Genomic DNA, 17572 nt, shown 5'->3' with positions numbered 1-17572 from the left:
GCCTCCGAGGATGCAGGTTCAAACACTCGTCCAGCAAAAACCGGCCCTTCTCCCTCTTCCCCTTGCGCTTCGTCGCTTTCACATATAACCTCCGCCGTATCCGAACGTCCCCTACTCGACTGCCCAATATCTTCGTCCGAAACCCGGCAACCTTGTAACCCTTCGGCTTATGCGCAAGAAGAGCATCATCCAGCTCCTCAAGCGCCTTCTCCATGATCCCCCGCGCAAGTTCAATGCAAGCTTCCTCAAACCACTTGAATTTCACCGTCCGTTCTAGTACGCTTAATGCGGCGGGGGCGACTTGTTCGCTTTCTGCCATAGAGACCTCACTCCTTTCATGCTGGATTGGTTGTGAGGTCTCTATTTCTTCATCCCTCCCAGATTCCCCTACTTCGCCTACTCTAACTTTACACTAACCGCGCGGGCGCGCGCACACGGGCAGGGCAAGTTGAGCGGCACCCGCTCCGGAGGCCATGGCTTGTCCGGCTCCCCGGCGCGGCGGGTCGGCACCGCCTATGTGGTCTTGGCCGTCTCCCGCATCAGGCGACTTTGCGGTCCCGCGCTCGCACCGTCTCGCCTCGCCTCGCACGTTGCACGTGAGCCTCCGCCCGAAGGACTGCCGTCTCGATCTCCTCCTCGCGAGGAGGCCGGCCCGTAGCCTTCTTGAACTCCTTCACGAAGAGCTCCACAAACTTCTCCAGCTTCTCGTGGCCTTTTATCCCCCACTCTTTGTAGTGTTCCTCGATGTAGTCGACCACGTCAACCGTGGTGTCGAGGATGACCTGGTACCTGCGGTTCTTCTGGTACACCTGGAGCCCGTAGCCAACGAGGATTATGATCAGCGGCTCCATCACGGCGTCGCTCGTGACGACGTTCCACAGGACCTTGAGCCACTTCACGGCTCCCACCTCACTCCCTCGCATACTCGCGAGAATACATCCCATCCCTATACTAAACGCGGACGGGCAAATGTGTGCGTGGGAGAGAGGTGAGCGAGCGATGCGGCCGCCGCGTCGGGAAGCCTTCGCGGGGCAGCGGCGGAACAGACGTGCCCGTTTGTGTTTGACACGTCGACACGAAGCTGTTATCATGATTATGGAGAGTGCGCCTATAGCTCAGAGGATCAGAGCGCCGGCCTCCGGAGCCGGGTGCGCAGGTTCGAGTCCTGCTAGGCGCACCATTTTGTTCCCTTTTTCCGCTCCGCTGACGAGTTGTCCCTCACGATCTGGATCACGCTTTGGGTCTGAACGCCTCACGCCCTCCCACTCGGTCCACTCGGTCGGAAGGCTTCTCCCCTCCCTCACCACGCGCAACGTGGAGGATAATCGCGGAAGACAGAGAATTATCAATACTGTGTTCCGATGCGGAGAAGGGAGGTAGAGGCGCGCCATGGATAGCACCATAAGAGTCGTGGCGGCAGAGAACAATCGGGACATGTGTGCGGTCCTTGAAGCTCTCATCCGGGCCGAGCCTGACCTGGAGTGGGCGGGTTCCGCGGAAGACGGTTTGCAGGCGCTCGACATGATCGTCCAGGTGAAGCCGGACGTGGTCCTCCTCGACATCATAATGCCTTATCTCGATGGCTTGGGTGTTCTGCAGCGCCTCGCAGAGATGGATCTGGAGAAGAGGCCTGGTATCATAGTAGTTACCGCGTTCGAGGAAGAAGGCATCGTGAAGAGGAGCGTCAGGCTCGGCGCGGATTACTATCTCCTGAAGCCGTTCGACCGTGCGTGCCTGCTCAGCCGAATACGGCAAGTCGCCGGGGTGGATAGAGCCCTCCCGCTGAGGGCCCGGAGCGTGCCATGCGCGGCTGCGCACAGCAAGACCTGCGATCAGGTCGCCAGGGTCTTGTTCAAGATGGGCACGCCCACGTACTTCAAAGGCTACCAGTACCTGAAAGAGGCCATCGAGATGGTGACGTCCGACCCCAGCCTGCTTGCTGTCATAACCAAGAGCCTCTACCCAAGAATCGCTGAGAAGCACGGGACCACTCCCCTCATAGTGGAAGCGGCGATCAGATATGCCATTCAGAAGACGTGGAAGCATGGAAACGGGGAGTATCTGAAGGCCGTCTTCGGCCAGTGCGGGGCTACCCGCGACGGCAAGGCCCCCACGAACTCGTTCTTCATTGCTCGAATCGCAGAAGAACTCAGGCTCGGCATCATCGAGAGCGCGTGACGAGACTCACCTTGAAATCCGCACGCTGCCCGTGGGAACGAGCCCGAGCCTTGCCAAGAAGAGCTTAGCGAGGACCCTTGGGGATCGTAGCAAGCTCGTGGCGAACAAGTGCGCGTAGGAACCCGGCCGGTACAGGATGTCTGCAAGGAGGAACACGAGATCGGGGTTGGCCTCGACAAGTGCGAACGGAAGGCCGTCCTTGGCGCCGAGCAGAGCCGCAAGAGTCATCGAGAGGCGGAAATCCCTCGAGAACTCGCTGCGGACTCTTGCTGTATACGCACGAGCCACGCCCGAGAAGTACCCTGACCTCGCAGCGTCGGCGACGGTCTCCGCGGCCATCTTCCCGCTCCGGATGGCGCCGTATATCCCCTCGCCTGAAAAGGGGTCCACAAACCCGCCCGCGTCCCCTGCCAGGAGAACCGCGCCCTTCGCAACCGCCCGCCTGAATCCGCCCGTGGGTAGAATGTATCCTCGTGCCCTCGGACACGGGATGTCCAGCCGCTGGAAGTCGGCAACGCGCCTGAAGTGGGCTCGGAATGATCCGAGAAGCCTGGATGCGTCGAAGGCTGTGGTCCCTACGCCCACGTGCAGCCCCGCTCTGCGATGAAAAGCCCAACCGAACGCAGCACGCAAGGGCGGCACTAGGTAGAGCTCAATGAGGTCCGACTCAGGAACCCCGTCATGGGCAGACTCGGAGGTGAGATCAATCTCCGCGGACAACGACGTGCCCAGCTCCCACTTGGACCACCGGTCTCTGATCCCCGCGAGCCTGGCCGTCTTTCCGTACGCCCCGTCAGCGCCTATGACGGCTCTCGCTCTGAACCGTCCGCGGTCCGTGGTCACCAGGTAGCGTTCACCTAGGGCGTCGGGCTCCGTCTCCAGCTTCAGGAGAGGGGCATTGTCGAGAAAGTCGGCGCCCGCTTCCACTGCCCTCGTGACGAGGAACATGTCAAGAATCGATCGCCGGACGGTCACTCCGAGCCTCTTGGAGTCTCTCGCCGAGATCCACCTGCCGGTCGACGAGACGACTTTGATTCCCATGATTTCACGCTCGACAACGGAAGCAGGCAACTCGAGTCCGATCTCGCGGAGAGCTTTCGCGGTGACGCCACCGGCACAGGGTTTGTCCCTCGGAAACCCGGCTTTGTCCATGAGGAGGACGGAGAGGCCACGCTCCGCCGCGATGCGCGCTGCGGTCGAGCCAGCTGGCCCCGCCCCGACCACCACTACATCGTAGTTACGCGTCATGTGATCCCAATACCCTGCGGCCCGACGGTCTTGATCTCCTCTTCTTCCCCAGTAGCTGCATTGATGTACACAAGGTAGGTCTTGTCATCTATCGTGCCCCTGAACTCGTACATCAGGGTTTCACGGTAGAAATCGTCCATGACAACCGCAAGCCGCACAGCTGTGACATCAAGCCTGGGGTTGAGCGCGGCTCTCGCTTTGGCCTCGGTCACGCCGGGTTTGGGGTACCTCCTGGCTTTGTGGAAAACCTGGTAGTTTGTGCCCTCGAACCCGTCCACCCTCCCCGTATCCAGCGCGACCCTCACGACAACGTGCTCCGGATAGACGAGCACGCCGTCTTGCTCTCTGGCAAACCCTATCACTGCCACCTGTTCGTGTGTCTGCCTCGAAATCTGTCGCATTCCCTCAAATCCTCTGGAAGCGAGGAAGTCCGCGGCTATCCTCTCGGCCATGGCGGGAGTGATGGTGGCCACCCCAATCGGGGTCTCGTCCATCATCCATAGCACCCTGCCGCCCTTGACTGACACGTCGATCCACACCGTTCCTCGCCCGCCGCTCGCAGGCACCTGGACTCTGTAGGCCTCAGGGTCAGACTGTATCCTTCCCGCCACCCGTGCGCGCCTACCCGCAAGGGCTGACCGGCCGATGAAGTCCTGCGCGACCCGAACCGCCTCGTCGCTACCGATGACGGCTCCGGCGATCTTCGGCAGTTCCCTAGCGGGGGGAGGAAGGACTCCTTCCAGGTCAGGCGATGGGAACCTCGTCATCCCGTCCTCGAGCATCTTGAATCCCTTGGTGATCTGGTTCGAGGGCGCCGCGCCGGACGCACGCTCCGGCCGGGCGGCCGCCGCGGCCACGGTGTCCCTCTGGAAGTCCGTCCACCGCAGCGTCCCCGCTGCCAGGGATCGCCCCATTTTCGCGAGTTCTCCCGAGGCGAATTCAGCGCGCCTGTGGAAGTCCCGGAGAATCGTCCATTCGCGTTCGCTCATGGTCGAGCCCGTGGCACCTTTCTGAGCAAGCGTGTACGTGAAGGCCGAGATCTGGCCGATGAAGTCCTCCGTGGCGGAGAGCGGCAGGCTCCCCACAGGGAGCTGCCCTATGGCAGCCCTCGCAGACTCGGAATGTCTCCACGCGTCGGCGAACGCCTTGGTGGTCTGGGTTGCGGAACCGGCAGCTAGAGCTTTCGCGAGCTCCTCTTCCAGTCCATCAATATGGTACACGACCTCTTGGAACGCCCGCTGGTACTGGTTCTCCGCCCTGAGCTCGATCTCACGCCGGAGCCTGTACTCCCTCAAAGCAGCCAGGCCGAGAACGATCACGAGGACGACTCCTCCCATGCGCAGCCATGCGCGTCTCATGCGCTACACCTCACCCATGGTCATCTGAAGAAGACGTGACGCCCGATCTGCACAAGGTACCTTCTGGAGGTGATCCACCAGTTGGTCGCCTTCGCCGGGTTGTAATAGTAGAGGGCTCCGCCGGTGGGATCCCACCCAGAGAGGGCATCCTGCGCGGCCCGCACGGAAGAGGCTGTCGGCTGTAGCCAGACCGTCCCCTGGGACACTGCCGTGAACGCGTCGGGTTCGAAAATGACCCCTGGGATGGTCTTGGGGAAATGAGGATGCTCTACACGGTTGAGGATCACCGCGCCCACGGCCACTTGGCCCACGTATGGCTCGCCTTTGGCCTCAGCCGAGATGACGCGGGCCATGAGATCGAAGCTGTAGTCATATGCCTGGCCGGGTTCTGCAAGCTTCCACGACTTCGCGTCGGCGCCCGCACCGGCTTCGGGGGGCGCGGCCACGACGGCTTCTCCACCAGCGCCGTCATCTGTACGCCAAGCGCGAACGCCTGCCCGACTCCACTGAGGACAGAGATACGACATCGCGGCCACGATGGCCGCGAGGACGAGGAGCCCCGCAATAGCCTTGGCTGCCCTGTTCACCTAGCGCCACCTCCGTGGCTAAATGAGCGTTCACCGGGCCCTCCAAACTCGATGCGCCGCAGGCCGCGTAATCTGCGAGCTGGATCGCTCCCGACCAGTGGACGCTCGGGATTATTATGCCGCGTGAGGGGCTCGCTATGCGCTCACTACGCGCCGTTCATACTGACGCGCCTGGTGGGCGCTGCGAAGCGTGCGAGGCCGCGTTGGGACGCCCGGACGCGGCCGTTTGCAGAAATGGCCAGGGTTAGGAGGCCGGAAGACCGGAAGAGAGGAGAGATGCGACAGAGCGCACCCCGTTCGAACGGAAGAGCAGGAAGCTGCGAAAGGAACTGAGCCTCAAACCGCCGGAAGTCAGTCGAACTCGAACGCTGACTTCACGACCTTGCTGGCGGACTTGTGCAGATTCGCCTCAATGGCCTTCTTATAGTCCTCGAGCTTGAACCTGTGGGTTAGCAGCCTCGCAAGCGACACCTTGCGCTCCTTGAGGAGCCCGTACGCGAGCCTGTACGTCGTGGTCGCCCCGCCCATGTACGTCTCACCGCCACACCAGAACGAACCGCGGACGGTGATCTCGTTGAGCCAGATAGGCGTCCAGTCCACTCCCTTCGGAAACGCCGCGAGGCCCACGAGCACCATCTTCCCGCCCGATCGCGTGAACCTCAAGGCGTCGTCTATGCTCACGGAACTCCCGACGCACTCGAACACCACGTCGGCTCCGCCTCGCACGATTCTCTTGCCTACCATGGGCCTGAGCACCTTGCCGCCGAGCGCGGCCGCGAGCTCTTTGAAGTAGTCCTCGCTCTGCCGCGAGCATACGACGCTGTCCGCTCCGAAGCTGCGTGCGAGCTCCGCTTGGAAGGGGTACTTGGCCATGACCACCACGCGCGCTCTGCTTCCCAGCGCCCGGAGCGCCGCGACCACGGATATGCCGACGACCCCGGCTCCCATCACGAGGCACGTATCGCGGTCATCAGGGAAGTTCCGCAGGACGGGATGGAGCGCGGAGCAAAACGCGTCCACGACCACGGCATCTTCAAACGTCACGTCGTCATCCAGCGGAATCACCTGGGACTCGTGCGCGACGAATACCTCCCCCCAACCGCCCCCCGTATCGCGGCACAGGCCTATGGCGAACCCGGGTGACACTATGCCTTCCGTGAAGTTCTGGCAGAGGGAATAGTCACCGCGCCTGCAAAAATCGCACTTCTGGGCTATCTCCCGCGGACCGCACGAGAGCACCGGGTCGACAAGCACCCTCTGGCCGACGCGGACTTGGTCGACGGCGGCGCCGACCTCCACTACTGTGCCGCAGTTCTCGTGGCCAAACGTGAACGGAAACGATACGTACGGCGACGAACTGGGGCTGTCATGCAGCAGAATGAGGTTGATGTCGCTCCCGCATATCCCGGAGTACCGGGTCTTCACTTTGACCCACTTAGCGCTGGGCAGCTGCGGCTCCTCGACCTCGCGCAGCACCACGCCTGACCCGACGCCGTAGAAGGCCTTTTCTGTGAGCGCCCCCACCGCCTTCGAGAACAGGTAACGGGGCACGGTGCCGAGAAACTGGACGGCCTTCATAGGGCAGCCTGCCTTCCCGCTCCGATGATGCCTAGCTGCTCTCCGGACCTCGCCAGGCATTCCAGGGCGAAGTCGATGTCCTCGTCCGTGTGGGACGCGAGGACGTTCGCGCGGAGCCTGCACGTCTTCGGAGGCACGGCTGGCGGCAGGATCGGACAGATGAAGATGCCTTGATTGTGTAGGAGCATCGTGAGCTTGAGCGTTGTTTCCTCATCCCCGATGACGATGGGGATGACCGAGCTCTTGGTATTCAGAGTGTTGTAGCCAAGCTCGCTCAGGCCGTCCACGAACCTTTCGATGTTGCGTCGCAGCTTCCCGATGCGCCACTGCTCCTCCTCAATGACGTCAAATGCTTCGCACGCCGCAGCCGCGGCCGCCGGCGGAAGCGCCGCGGAGAACACGAAGCCCCTGGCGTTGTGGCGCAGGAACGAGATGAAGTCAGCCTTGCCCGCTGCGTATCCGCCCACGGCAGGGATCGTCTTTGACAGCGACCCCGTCAGGATATGTATCGCCCCGGCGGGAAGGCCGAAGTACTCCTGAATGCCGTGGCCCGTCTCCCCGAGGACGCCCAGCGAATGCGCCTCGTCCACGAGGAGCCATGCGTCGTACTTGTTTGCGAGCTCGATCAGGTCCGGCACTGGCGCCACGTCACCGTCCATGCTGTATACGGCGTCCACGATGACCAGCTTGCCGCGGTACTTGTCTTTGGCGTCGGCCAGGATTCGCTCCATGTCGTCGAGGTCATTGTGCTTCGCCCAGAGGAACTCAGCCCTCGACAGCCTGCAGCCGTCAACGAGGCTCGCGTGGGAGAGCTCGTCACAGATCACCGCGTCGCCCTTTCCCATCAGAGACGAGATGGTGGCCACGTTCGCCAGGAAGCCGCTGCTGAAAGCGATGGCGTCCTCGGTCCTCATGAACTCCGCCATCTTCCTCTCGAGAGCCACATGGAGTCTGGTCGTGCCCGCGAGGATCCGCACGCCGTGAGTGCCCGTCCCGAGCTCGTCGGTGGCCTTGTTCGCCGCGGCGTTTATCCGCGGATGAGTGATGAGGCCGAGATATGAATAGGACGAGAATATCACCTTCCACCTGCCGTCGATCTGCACCCTCGCCCCGTCCAGCGCGTCCACCTTCTGCAGGTAGAAGTAGAGATCGTCGTTCTTCACCTTTGCAAGCCTGCTGGAAAAGGCATTGACTCGCTTCTGGAGAGAGTTTGCGGGCGTCGACATATTGACACTGCCTCCTCGCGGCCAAATCGTGGCCTGGTTCTGGGTACACGTTCTAGGCACAGTCTACCACCTTGGGCAGGCGGATGTCAACACAATTGTGCACACTGCGCCACGGCGCGACGCGCTCGGGATTCTCCCGCCAGATTCGCCCTGACTGTGCTACGCCTGGGAGACTGTGGTACGTCCGGGAGCGAGATAGGCGCGCCCCTCTGAGCAAGTGGCGCCGACTTGGCTCCATGTGGTATCATTTTAGGAGCAGCCGGGCTTCGCCGGGGCGTCATCGCTGCGGGCGAGACTGCTGCGCGCGAGCAGCGGAAACCGGCGGAGAAGGTGCAACTCCAGGACAGGCGGTGACAACCATGGATCTCTGCCAAGTTGTGCAGCACCTCGATTCATATCTCCGAACGGACGAGATCGACGATTCCTCTCTCAACGGCCTCCAAGTCGAGACCGACAGGGACGTGACGCGCGTTGCGGCCGCAGTGGACGCGAGCTTCTCCGCTTTCGCGCGCGCAAGGGAGGCGGGCGCCCAGCTCCTGCTGGTCCATCACGGGCTCTTCTGGGGAAAGGCTCCGCTCCGCGGGCCGCTTTATCGGCGCGTCAAATTCCTCATTGACAACGAAATGGGCCTTTACGCCGCCCACCTACCGTTGGACATGCATCCGGAAGTGGGGAACAACGCCCAGCTCGCGAAGATGATCGGCCTCGAGAACGCTAGGCCGTTCCTCCGGTACAGGGGCTCCCTCATCGGCCTCGTCGGTGAGGTAGAGGAAACGAGCTTACAGGACCTCGCGAGCACGGTGGAGCGGTGCCTCGGCTCACCCGTGAAGCTCCTCGAGTTCGGAAAGCGCAAGGTCGTACGGGTGGCGATATGCAGCGGTGGCGCCGGTTCCGACCTGATTCAGGCGGTAGAAGCAGGAGCGGACGTATATCTCACTGGAGAGGCAAGCCACGAGGCGGCAACCCTCGCGCGCGACGCGGGCATCAACGTCGTCTTCGGCGGCCACTACGCCACGGAGACCCTTGGCCCAAAGGCACTCGCAAGACACGTGCAGGACGCTCTGGGTATACCATCGGTTTTCATCGAAAGCCCCACCGGCATATAGTCAACAGACTCTCACCACTACGTGGGCTGCAGCTGCACAAGGCGGTCTTGCTCGTCGAGACCGCCCTCTTCTTTAGTCCGGTCGTCGCTGACGACTTTGCCCGAGCGCACCGGCAGAGATGCCGCGCCCTCGCTCCCTATCAATTATGTTGATCATCTTCTTGACAATGTTAAGGGCGCTCATTTATGATGTTAATGACGATATCAATCATATTCATGTCAGCGCCGTCGAGAATCTCGATTGGAGGTGCCAGCCGTGGTGATCCTGTTTGGCAGCGTGAAGATAGAAATCACAAGACGGCCGCACCCGAATGCCGGCGCCATCGCCAGGCGCGGTCACGAAAAGGCGTTTGTCCCAAACGCCCCCGAGAACGAGCGGCGGCTATGTGAAGCCAGGGTGCTTCGGTGCTTTCCACAGCTGCGCTGATCCACCAGCCGCCACTCTCTCAGCGACTAAGGAGCCTCCCCCACCGTGACCGTGACCCTAACCCTGCGACCGTCCCGGTAAACCTCGAGGTCCAGCCGTCCGCCGATGCCGGCTGCTTCCACCGCGCCGCGCAGATCGGCGACAGTGCTGACGGTCTTACCTCCGGCGGACACTATCACGTCGCCGCGGCGCAGGCCCGCACTAGCCGCGGGACTCTGGCGAACGTAACTCACGATGGCGAGACCTCGGTCGACAGGGAGCCTGTACTCCCGCGCAACCTCGGGCGTTATGGCCCACAGTCGCGTGATCCCGATCCACGGCCTTGGAACCCTGCCATGCTCGATTATCTCCAAAGCGACGCTCTTGGCGGTCTTGATCGGGATCGCGAACCCTATTCCTTGAGCCTCCGGAATGATCGCGGTGTTGATCCCAACCACCGCGCCAGTCTCGTCAACGAGCGCGCCCCCGCTATTCCCCGGGTTTATCGGGGCGTCAGTCTGGATGAGATTCTCGAGGTAAATCCCCTGTTCCTCATCGAGAGGGAGAGACCTCCCAAGAGCGCTGATGACCCCCGCCGTGACCGTGTGGTCGAACCCGAACGGGTTACCGATGGCCACGGCAAGGCCCCCGACCTGGAGCGCGTCCGAGTCCCCCAGCCGCGCGACGGGAAGGTCCTTCCCGTCCACCTGCAGCACGGCGATGTCGGTGTAGTAGTCGCCGCCTACGACACGCGCGGCGAGCTCTCTGCCATCGCTCAACACCACACCGATTCGCGTCGCCTTTTCGACTACGTGGTAGTTCGTGAGCACGTACCCCCGTGAGTCGAAGATCACCCCTGACCCCAACCCCTCTTCGCGCTGGACCATGCGCTCGAAGAAGAAGTTGTAGAAGACCCTCTCCCGGAGTGTGGATATCTTCACGACCGACGGCCCGACGCTCTTGGCGATGGCCGCCACGGCCAAGGGTGACCCGCCCGCCGCCGGCGGGAGCGCCTCACCGCCTGGCGCGCCCGTGCCGGCCCCGCCTTCCTCCCCTGTCGCCTGAACCTGAGGCAGCGCCGCCAACCGCCTATCAACCGCATTGAGAAGCAGCGCGCCGACTAGGAGCCCTCCCACGACGGCTCCCGCAAGGGCAGCAAAGAAGTGAGTGGCAACAGGCCGACGTCCAGATTCATAGCCGAATGGGCACATCATTCTCACCCCGTTCATGCTCACCCGTGCCTGGTGCAGCGCCGAAAGCCGGGTAGCCAACGCGCACGTCTAGCTGAGAAGCTGCACTCAAGTCCGGACCGCCGCCTGGCCCTCGAGGTCACCAACTCTCACGATGTTCTCTACAGTCTCCAGAATGACTGAAAGCCTCTCCTCCGTCGGGGCCTCGACGTAGATGCGGACCACGGGCTCGGTGCCTGACGCCCTCACGAGAAACCAGCTTCCATCGGCAAGCTCTGTCTTGACGCCGTCCATGGTCGAAACCCTCAGCACCTGCACGCCGGCGACGCTCTCGGGGCGGCGCGCCCGGAGAGCGTCCATGATCCTCGCCTTGCCCTCGCCGTCCACATGGAGGTCCACGCGCCTGCTGTGGAAGCAGCCTACCTCGTGCATCAGGGCGTTGAGCGTCTCCCTCAAAGGCCTCCCAGTGACGGCGCGCAGCTCGGTCGCAAGGAGGCATGCCAAAATGCCGTCCTTCTCGGGAACGTGACCGCCTATGCTGAGGCCGCCGCTCTCCTCACCGCCGATGACCACCTTCGCCCTCCGCATCTCGGATGACACGTACTTGAACCCGACCGGAGTCTCCCTGACCTCGAGGCCGCTGGCGCGGGCGACCGCATCCACCATGTGACTCGTGGCGACGGTTCGCACGACCACGCCCTTCATGCCACGATTGCGCGCTAGGTGAGCAGCGAGGAGAGAGATGACATAGTTGGGTGAAAGGAAGGTCCCGTCACTGTCGATGATCCCAAACCTGTCAGCGTCACCATCGGTCGCAAGGCCGAGGTGGGCCCCGGTTTCTCTCACCTTGGACGCAAGCCCTTGCAGCCTCCGCTCTGAGGGATCCGGCGGGCTCCCTCCGAAAAGCGGGTCACGCCTGTCATTCACGACAAGAAGGTCGCACTGTTCCAGAATGCGGTCGAGATAACCCCGGCCAGAGCCATGCAAGGGGTCATACACTATGCGCAGCTGCGCGCGGCGGATGGCGTCAATGTCCACGAGGCGCGATACGTGGTTGACGTAATCCTCCATGGGATCGAACGGTTCCACGGAGCCATAGCGCCAGGTCGCTGCCCTCACCCCGCCCCGCTCCCCGTCGGCGTCCGCCCAGCGCCCCGCTTTCCCGCCACCCTCCGCTGTCGAGATGCGCTTCTCGATTTCCGTGGTGACATCGGGCATGGCCGGTCCCCCGTACTCGGGGATCCATTTCAGGCCGTTGTATTCTGGAGGATTGTGGCTAGCGGTAAACATGACCGCGCCCGCCCTTTGTCCTTGGACGACCGCATGGGCGGCAACGGGCGTCGGCGTATCACGGGACGTGATCCAGACGTTCACGCCGTTTTCCGCGAGGACTGAGGCAGCCTCCTGGGCGAACCTCTCGGAGAGGAACCGTGCGTCGTAGGCGACCACCACACCCCGGCCGGCAAGGTCGGCTTCGCGCAGGTAGTCAGCTATGGCCTGCACGACCCTGCGCACGTTGGAGAAAGTGAACTCATCGCACATGACGGCCCGCCAGCCGTCCGTGCCAAACCTGATGTCTCCCATCTTCGCCACCCTTTCGCGGCGCTCGTCCATCTCAGCCGCATGCTACGAACCGGATCCCCACAGCATCGGAGCGGTTGGCCGAACGCGCCGTGTGCATTCTCGACGGTTTCGCACGTCTTGACGAGGCTCACGGGGTGTGCGCCGCCGTGCGAGGCCGGAAGCCACAACTAGGCCCCGCCAATCGCGCGAGCCTCCTACCAGGTAGGGCGCAGAAACAGGCGCCCTAGAACTCCACGCCCCGGCGGGCACTCACGCCCTTCTCGAACGGGTGTTTCACCAGTCGCATCTCGGTGACTAGGTCCGCGCGAGCGAGGACCTCTTCTGGCATCCCCCTACCCGTCAGCACTAGCTCCATGCCTTGGCTCCTTCCGTCGACGAGCCTGAGAACCTCCTCCAACTCAACCAGGCCGAGTCGAATGGCGATGGAGATCTCGTCCAGGATGAGGATGTCAGCAAGACCCCTTGAGGCCACGTCTTGCGCCATCGCCAAGCCCTTCTTGGCAAGGATCCGATCCTCCGGGGTCACCTCGCCTTCTTGCAGGAAGCACTCCAGGCACCCCGCGCAGTCCTCTAAGCCCTGCCTGACCGCCGACGCCCTGCGGCAGTCGCGTCCGAACTGGAAGACGCGGACCTCCGGGTAAAGCCTTTCCAGAGCGAATAACTCCCCCGTATAACTTGCGCCTTTCGCGAATTGGATGATCACCACGCGGAAGCGGTGTCCCGCCGCGCGCAGAGCGAGACCAAGGGCTGCCGTCGTCTTGCCCTTGCCATCGCCGGTGTACACTTGGACGAACCCCCCGGCGAACGCCCCGGATGTCGCGCATGTCATGCAGCGCGCCTCCCTCTCTTGGACCGTTCTCGGGCAAGCGTCTGGGTTCACCACGACTCACCCCTCCCGCCAACCACCCACGCCCCCTCACAGACGTTCCGCATCACACCGGCTCGGAAGGCGCGAGTTGGGACGCCAACAGCACCTGAGGTCGACCGTTCACGGGGTGTGAGGTGACGCAACACGGCACCCCGTATACTTCCTCTATCACTCTCGCCGCAACCACCTCGCGGGGCGTCCCGGACGCCACGAGACGCCCGTCCTTCAACATCACTATTCTGTCGCAGTACTGAGCGGCGAGATTCACGTCGTGCAACACCGCTGCGACGCCGAGGCCCTCTCGCCTCGAGAGACCCCACACGAGGTCCATCACCTCCACCTGGTGCCTAGGGTCGAGGTGGGATGTGGGCTCGTCCAGGAGCAGGATCCGTGGTTCCTGCGCGAGCGCCCGCGCCACCATGACTCGCTGCCTCTCCCCGTACGAAAGCTGAGTGATGGGCCGGCCCGCCAAGTGGGCGACGCGTGTCGCCTCCATTGCCCGGACCGCGGCCTCCACGTCGCCCGCAGTCACCCCTGAGAACCTCCCAAGGTGAGCCCAGCGGCCCATGAGCACTATGTCCCGCACGCTAAAAGAGAAGGGCGTGTACCCATCCTGTGGGACGACCGCAAGCTGACGGGCAACGGCCTTCGCGCTCATCGTATGGATGTCCCGTCCGTCGAGGGTCACCCTGCCCCTCGATGGACGCAGCGCACCCGCCATCGCCCGAATGAGAGTGGTCTTGCCGGACCCGTTCGGGCCGAGCACGCCCACGAACTCGCCTCCGCACACTGAAACGGATACTTGGTCCAGCGCCGTTATTATACCGTACACGCAGCTTACGGAGAACACTTCCAGCCTCATCGCTACAACACCCCTGACGTTTTCCGGCGCCTGAGAAGGTACAGGAAGAACGGCCCGCCCGCGAGGGCGGTGATCACCCCCACGGGGATCTCCCCCGGCGCCACCACCAAACGCGCGAGGGTGTCGGCCACGACCAGGAAACCCGCGCCCACCACTGCGCATGCCGGCATGAGAACCCTATGGTCCGGTCCTAATACCAGCCTGACCGAATGAGGGACCACGAGCCCCACGAACCCGATGATTCCTCCAACCGAGACAGCGGCGGACGTGACGAGGGACGCGGCAAGTATCGCCACGCGCTTGAACTCCTCAGGATTGAGGCCGAGGTAACGCGCTTCTTCATCTCCCAGGCTGATGAGGTTGAAGTCGCGCGCGAGCACGATGAGCGCCGCCATCCCCGCCGTCATGTAAGGGAAGGCCATCCTGACGTGTGCATAACCCTTGTTCGAAAGGCTCCCCATGAGCCACATCATCGCCTCGCGCATGGTGTCGCCTGACACGACCAGAATGAACGAGATGGCGGCCCAGAGGAAGGACCCGACCACGACGCCCGCAAGCAGGAACGTGTCAGTGGGAAGCCTGCCGGATACCTGCGAGAGGGAGTACACCAGCGCCATTGTGGCAAGCGCAGCGAGAAAGGCCAGGATGGGGACGGGGCCCACTCCAAGCACGGAGATGGGCACTCCCATGACCATTGCGACAGTTGCGCCGAGACCCGCCCCCGCCGACACACCCGCCACGTACGGGTCGGCGAGTGGGTTTCGGAGAAGACCTTGTAGCGCTGCGCCGGCGGTCGCAAGGGAAGCGCCCACCATGGCAGCCAAGAGCACTCGGGGCAGGCGCACCTGGAGAAGGATGACCTCGTGAGACTCCGGCCACGAAGGCCCAGACGAAGGATCGCGGCCCAAGCCTAGCGGCAATCGCGCGAGCAGAATCCCAGCGACCTCATCTGGTGGAATTCGCACGCTGCCCGTGCCCGCGGCGATCAACATGACGATCGCAAGGCCGACGCAGAGAGCGGGCAGATGGGCGGCTCTCCATCCAGGCTGCATCCATAGGCGGGAGCGCTGCGGCGCTGACCCGTCCTCTCCGGGCTTGCCTGAATGCGCAATTCGGTCATTACCGCACCTAGCCGGCCGCCTTGATCTCATCGATGCATCCTCCCTCCCCTGCCAGCCCTGTCCCTTTCCCACACGCAGACTTGGCACCGCGCCCCAGTCCGACGCGACCTCGTTCCGGCCTGTGCCTTGTCGCCACGTCACCTGAACAACGCGGGGTGGAGAAGAGCCGCCAGAGTCTCGAGCCCGTCCACGAGCCGGGGTCCGGGACGCACCAAGACGTCGGGATTGACCTCGTACACCCTCCCGGTCTTGTACGCAGATATCCCTTGCCACGCCGGACGCGCCAGGGCCTCCGCCCTGTTGAAATTCGTCAAGATCACTACGTCGGGATCGCGCTCTATCACGGCCTCCTCGCTGAACTCCGGCCACTCCCCAGGGGCATCCCTCGCGATGTTCAGGCCGCCCGCCGCAAAGACCAGCTCGTCGATGAAAGTTCCCTTTCCGGCGGTCATGAGAGGTTCGTTCCAGATCTCCACGAAGACGCGCGGCCTATCCGACTCCTTTACCCCGCTGAGCTTGCGTAAGACCCTGTCCATCCGGGCTGAGAGTTCCCTCACTACCTCTGATGCCCTCGCCTCCGCGCCTGTGGCCCTGCCGATGAGTGATATGGCTCGCAGGACTCCATCCACGCTCTTGGGGTCCACGGCCAGGACAGTGATGCCGAGATCCGAGAGCTTGGTCACGGCCTGCCGCTGAAGACTCCCGACGGCTACGACCAGGTCCGGATGCAGCGCTACTATCCTCTCGTAGTCGAGCTGGACCGCACCGACCTTGGGCTTGTTTTTCGCTTCCGCCGGGTAGTCGCAGGAGTCCGTAACGCCCACGATCCTCTCTCCCAAGCCAAGGGCGAAAAGAATCTCGGTATTGCTCGGGGCTATGGAGACGATGCGCCCAGGCACGCGCGGCAAGGTGACGCGCCTCCCGAGGTCGTCCGTGATGGTGACGGCGTTGCCGGTCGACGACGCGTGGCACTCGAAAACCGTGAAGCTTAACGTTAATAGTGTCAACAAGGTGACCGCCATAAGACCGAATCCGCTCGGAGCCTTCCTCGTCCTCCGAACCAAACCCCCAATTGACGCAGCCACGATGTCTTGGCCCCCTTTCCGGTAGTTCGACCTCTCCCATGGCCGGTGCACCACGCCCATGCCAGCACGGCGAGGCCCCGGCCTTCGGCCGGGGCCCTTGCGCTCACTGAGAGCACAACCTGCCACTCCCTTTCACCGAAGGCGCAAGGTCACGCTGGCAGGCAGGTCTCCTGGCTTCCGGATCCTCGCGCACGCCTCGCGCCTTCCCCCAGCGTCGTCCTCGCCTGGTGCACCTTAGCCGGTGGACCACCTATAGGACGTAGTCTGGAGTGGCTGTGCGAGACCGCTCCCCGGGTACAGTGGCGGGAACCGCGGGCTTGCGGGGCCAACCCCGCTGCCTCTTCCCTATTCTCCCCGCATGGGGCACCTACCAGGTTCGTCGGTTCTGGACGCACCTTGATGTCGCATCCCCCTGTATTTTACCATTCACCAGGCCGCGTGACAACGGCACGCCTCGCAAAGTGCGCCCGCTCAGACACCGATCCGGTTCGGGACTTCATAGTATACTACTGCGTATTCCCGGTGCCGTCCCGGCTCTCCGGCCAAGGATGCGCGATGGGTGAGGCGCCCCCCCGCTCCCGAAAGCCCGGCGCCTTCTCGCGCGGAAAGGAGGTTCGTTCGTGAACTGTCGGCGCAAGATGCGTGAGAACCAGCTCGCCCTCTCGCAAGCGCCCCTTGGAACAACGTGCCGAGTCACGAGCCTGTCAGCTACAGGTTTCTGTAGGAGGCGGCTTCTCGATGTGGGGCTCGTTCCGGGGGCGTGCGTGACCCCGGTACGCCGGAGCCCAGCGGGCGACCCCACCGCGTACAGCGTGAAAGGCAGCCTGATCGCGTTGAGGGAACGCGAAGCCGGCCAAGTGAGGGTGGAGCTGGTCCCCAACCCGGCGCCCGATCCCGCCGGAAGACCTTCCCCTGAACTGCTGGCGGGGTCTCAACCCGCTGACCCCCGGCTTAGCCGGTTCTGAGTTCAGCGAGACCGCTCCGGGCGCCCGGCTCGTGCACCCGTCTTCCCATCCGTGCCCATGCTGGTGTTCGCCCAGCGCCCACGCATATGTCGGCGTTCACGCCCATGTTCGCGTGGACGCCCACTCGTGTGTCCATGTTGGAGGTGGGCCTTGTGACGTCAGAGTTTCTCCAAACGTCGAACGTACTGCCGAGATCGCGCCTAGGCGGGCG

General features: G+C 63.3%; 17 protein-coding genes, 1 tRNA gene and 1 riboswitch. Of the genes, 5 read left to right on the top strand and 13 right to left on the bottom strand.

Annotated features, from left to right (window positions below; translation table 11 throughout):
- A partial coding sequence (locus tag NUW12_12465) for a hypothetical protein (GenBank protein MCR4403562.1) occupies positions 1–319 on the bottom strand: 319 nt, incomplete at its 3' end.
- Positions 320–539: 220 nt separating this feature from the next.
- On the bottom strand, positions 540–908 hold the full coding sequence (locus NUW12_12460) for a hypothetical protein (GenBank protein ID MCR4403561.1): 369 nt from the start codon (positions 906–908) through the stop codon (positions 540–542).
- Between the two features lie 196 nt (positions 909–1104).
- On the opposite strand from NUW12_12460, the gene NUW12_12455 reads away from it, so the two are divergent.
- Positions 1105–1180 (top strand) — tRNA-Arg (locus NUW12_12455).
- Positions 1181–1389: 209 nt separating this feature from the next.
- Positions 1390–2178 carry a sporulation transcription factor Spo0A gene (gene spo0A, locus NUW12_12450; protein ID MCR4403560.1) on the top strand — a complete coding sequence of 263 codons (789 nt, stop codon included), beginning with the start codon at positions 1390–1392 and terminating at the stop codon, positions 2176–2178.
- A 6-nt stretch (positions 2179–2184) separates the two neighbouring features.
- Here spo0A and NUW12_12445 read toward each other — a convergent pair whose 3' ends face one another.
- The 5 genes from NUW12_12445 to NUW12_12425 form a co-directional block, all read right to left on the bottom strand.
- Positions 2185–3426 carry a geranylgeranyl reductase family protein gene (locus tag NUW12_12445; GenBank protein MCR4403559.1) on the bottom strand — a complete coding sequence of 414 codons (1242 nt, stop codon included), beginning with the start codon at positions 3424–3426 and terminating at the stop codon, positions 2185–2187.
- Entirely contained in the window at positions 3423–4784 is a 1362-nt protein-coding gene (gene ypeB / locus NUW12_12440) for a germination protein YpeB (protein MCR4403558.1), read from the bottom strand. The genes NUW12_12445 and ypeB overlap by 4 nt, the downstream gene beginning before the upstream one ends.
- A 20-nt stretch (positions 4785–4804) precedes the next feature.
- The gene (locus tag NUW12_12435; GenBank protein ID MCR4403557.1) at positions 4805–5371 is read right to left on the bottom strand and encodes a cell wall hydrolase; all 567 of its coding nucleotides are present in this window, start codon (positions 5369–5371) and stop codon (positions 4805–4807) included.
- Between the two features lie 351 nt (positions 5372–5722).
- Positions 5723–6949 carry an alcohol dehydrogenase catalytic domain-containing protein gene (locus NUW12_12430; GenBank protein MCR4403556.1) on the bottom strand — a complete coding sequence of 409 codons (1227 nt, stop codon included), beginning with the start codon at positions 6947–6949 and terminating at the stop codon, positions 5723–5725.
- Positions 6946–8175, bottom strand: a complete 1230-nt coding sequence (locus NUW12_12425) for a pyridoxal phosphate-dependent aminotransferase family protein (GenBank protein MCR4403555.1) — start codon at positions 8173–8175, stop codon at positions 6946–6948. Before NUW12_12425 ends, NUW12_12430 begins: the two co-directional genes overlap by 4 nt.
- A gap of 359 nt (positions 8176–8534) precedes the next feature.
- Between NUW12_12425 and NUW12_12420 the strand changes: the two genes are divergently transcribed.
- A complete protein-coding gene (locus tag NUW12_12420; GenBank protein ID MCR4403554.1) occupies positions 8535–9281 on the top strand; it encodes a Nif3-like dinuclear metal center hexameric protein in 747 nt (248 codons plus the stop codon).
- 255 nt (positions 9282–9536) lie between these two features.
- The gene (locus NUW12_12415; protein MCR4403553.1) at positions 9537–9707 is read left to right on the top strand and encodes a hypothetical protein; all 171 of its coding nucleotides are present in this window, start codon (positions 9537–9539) and stop codon (positions 9705–9707) included.
- A gap of 26 nt (positions 9708–9733) precedes the next feature.
- On the opposite strand, the gene NUW12_12410 is transcribed toward NUW12_12415, so the two are convergent.
- The 6 genes from NUW12_12410 to NUW12_12385 form a co-directional block, all read right to left on the bottom strand.
- Entirely contained in the window at positions 9734–10915 is a 1182-nt protein-coding gene (locus NUW12_12410; protein MCR4403552.1) for a trypsin-like peptidase domain-containing protein, read from the bottom strand.
- 69 nt (positions 10916–10984) lie between these two features.
- On the bottom strand, positions 10985–12490 hold the full coding sequence (locus NUW12_12405) for a phosphoglucomutase/phosphomannomutase family protein (protein MCR4403551.1): 1506 nt from the start codon (positions 12488–12490) through the stop codon (positions 10985–10987).
- A gap of 193 nt (positions 12491–12683) precedes the next feature.
- Positions 12684–13289 carry a cob(I)yrinic acid a,c-diamide adenosyltransferase gene (locus NUW12_12400; GenBank protein MCR4403550.1) on the bottom strand — a complete coding sequence of 202 codons (606 nt, stop codon included), beginning with the start codon at positions 13287–13289 and terminating at the stop codon, positions 12684–12686.
- A 103-nt stretch (positions 13290–13392) separates the two neighbouring features.
- Positions 13393–14190 (bottom strand): ABC transporter ATP-binding protein, encoded by a 798-nt coding sequence (locus NUW12_12395; protein ID MCR4403549.1) that lies wholly within the window; start codon positions 14188–14190, stop codon positions 13393–13395.
- Between the two features lie 2 nt (positions 14191–14192).
- Complete coding sequence (locus NUW12_12390; protein MCR4403548.1) at positions 14193–15341, bottom strand: iron chelate uptake ABC transporter family permease subunit; 1149 nt, start codon at positions 15339–15341, stop codon at positions 14193–14195.
- Positions 15342–15448: 107 nt separating this feature from the next.
- Positions 15449–16396 (bottom strand): cobalamin-binding protein, encoded by a 948-nt coding sequence (locus NUW12_12385; GenBank protein ID MCR4403547.1) that lies wholly within the window; start codon positions 16394–16396, stop codon positions 15449–15451.
- A 142-nt stretch (positions 16397–16538) separates the two neighbouring features.
- A riboswitch (cobalamin riboswitch) is annotated at positions 16539–16782 on the bottom strand.
- A gap of 234 nt (positions 16783–17016) precedes the next feature.
- On the opposite strand from NUW12_12385, the gene NUW12_12380 reads away from it, so the two are divergent.
- The gene (locus tag NUW12_12380; protein ID MCR4403546.1) at positions 17017–17361 is read left to right on the top strand and encodes a ferrous iron transport protein A; all 345 of its coding nucleotides are present in this window, start codon (positions 17017–17019) and stop codon (positions 17359–17361) included.
- The last annotated feature ends 211 nt before the right edge of the window (positions 17362–17572 follow it).

This window comes from Bacillota bacterium, assembly GCA_024653485.1.
GTDB lineage: Bacteria > Bacillota > SHA-98 > UBA4971 > UBA4971 > UBA6256.
This window is presented reverse-complemented; position numbering and strand designations above follow the sequence as displayed.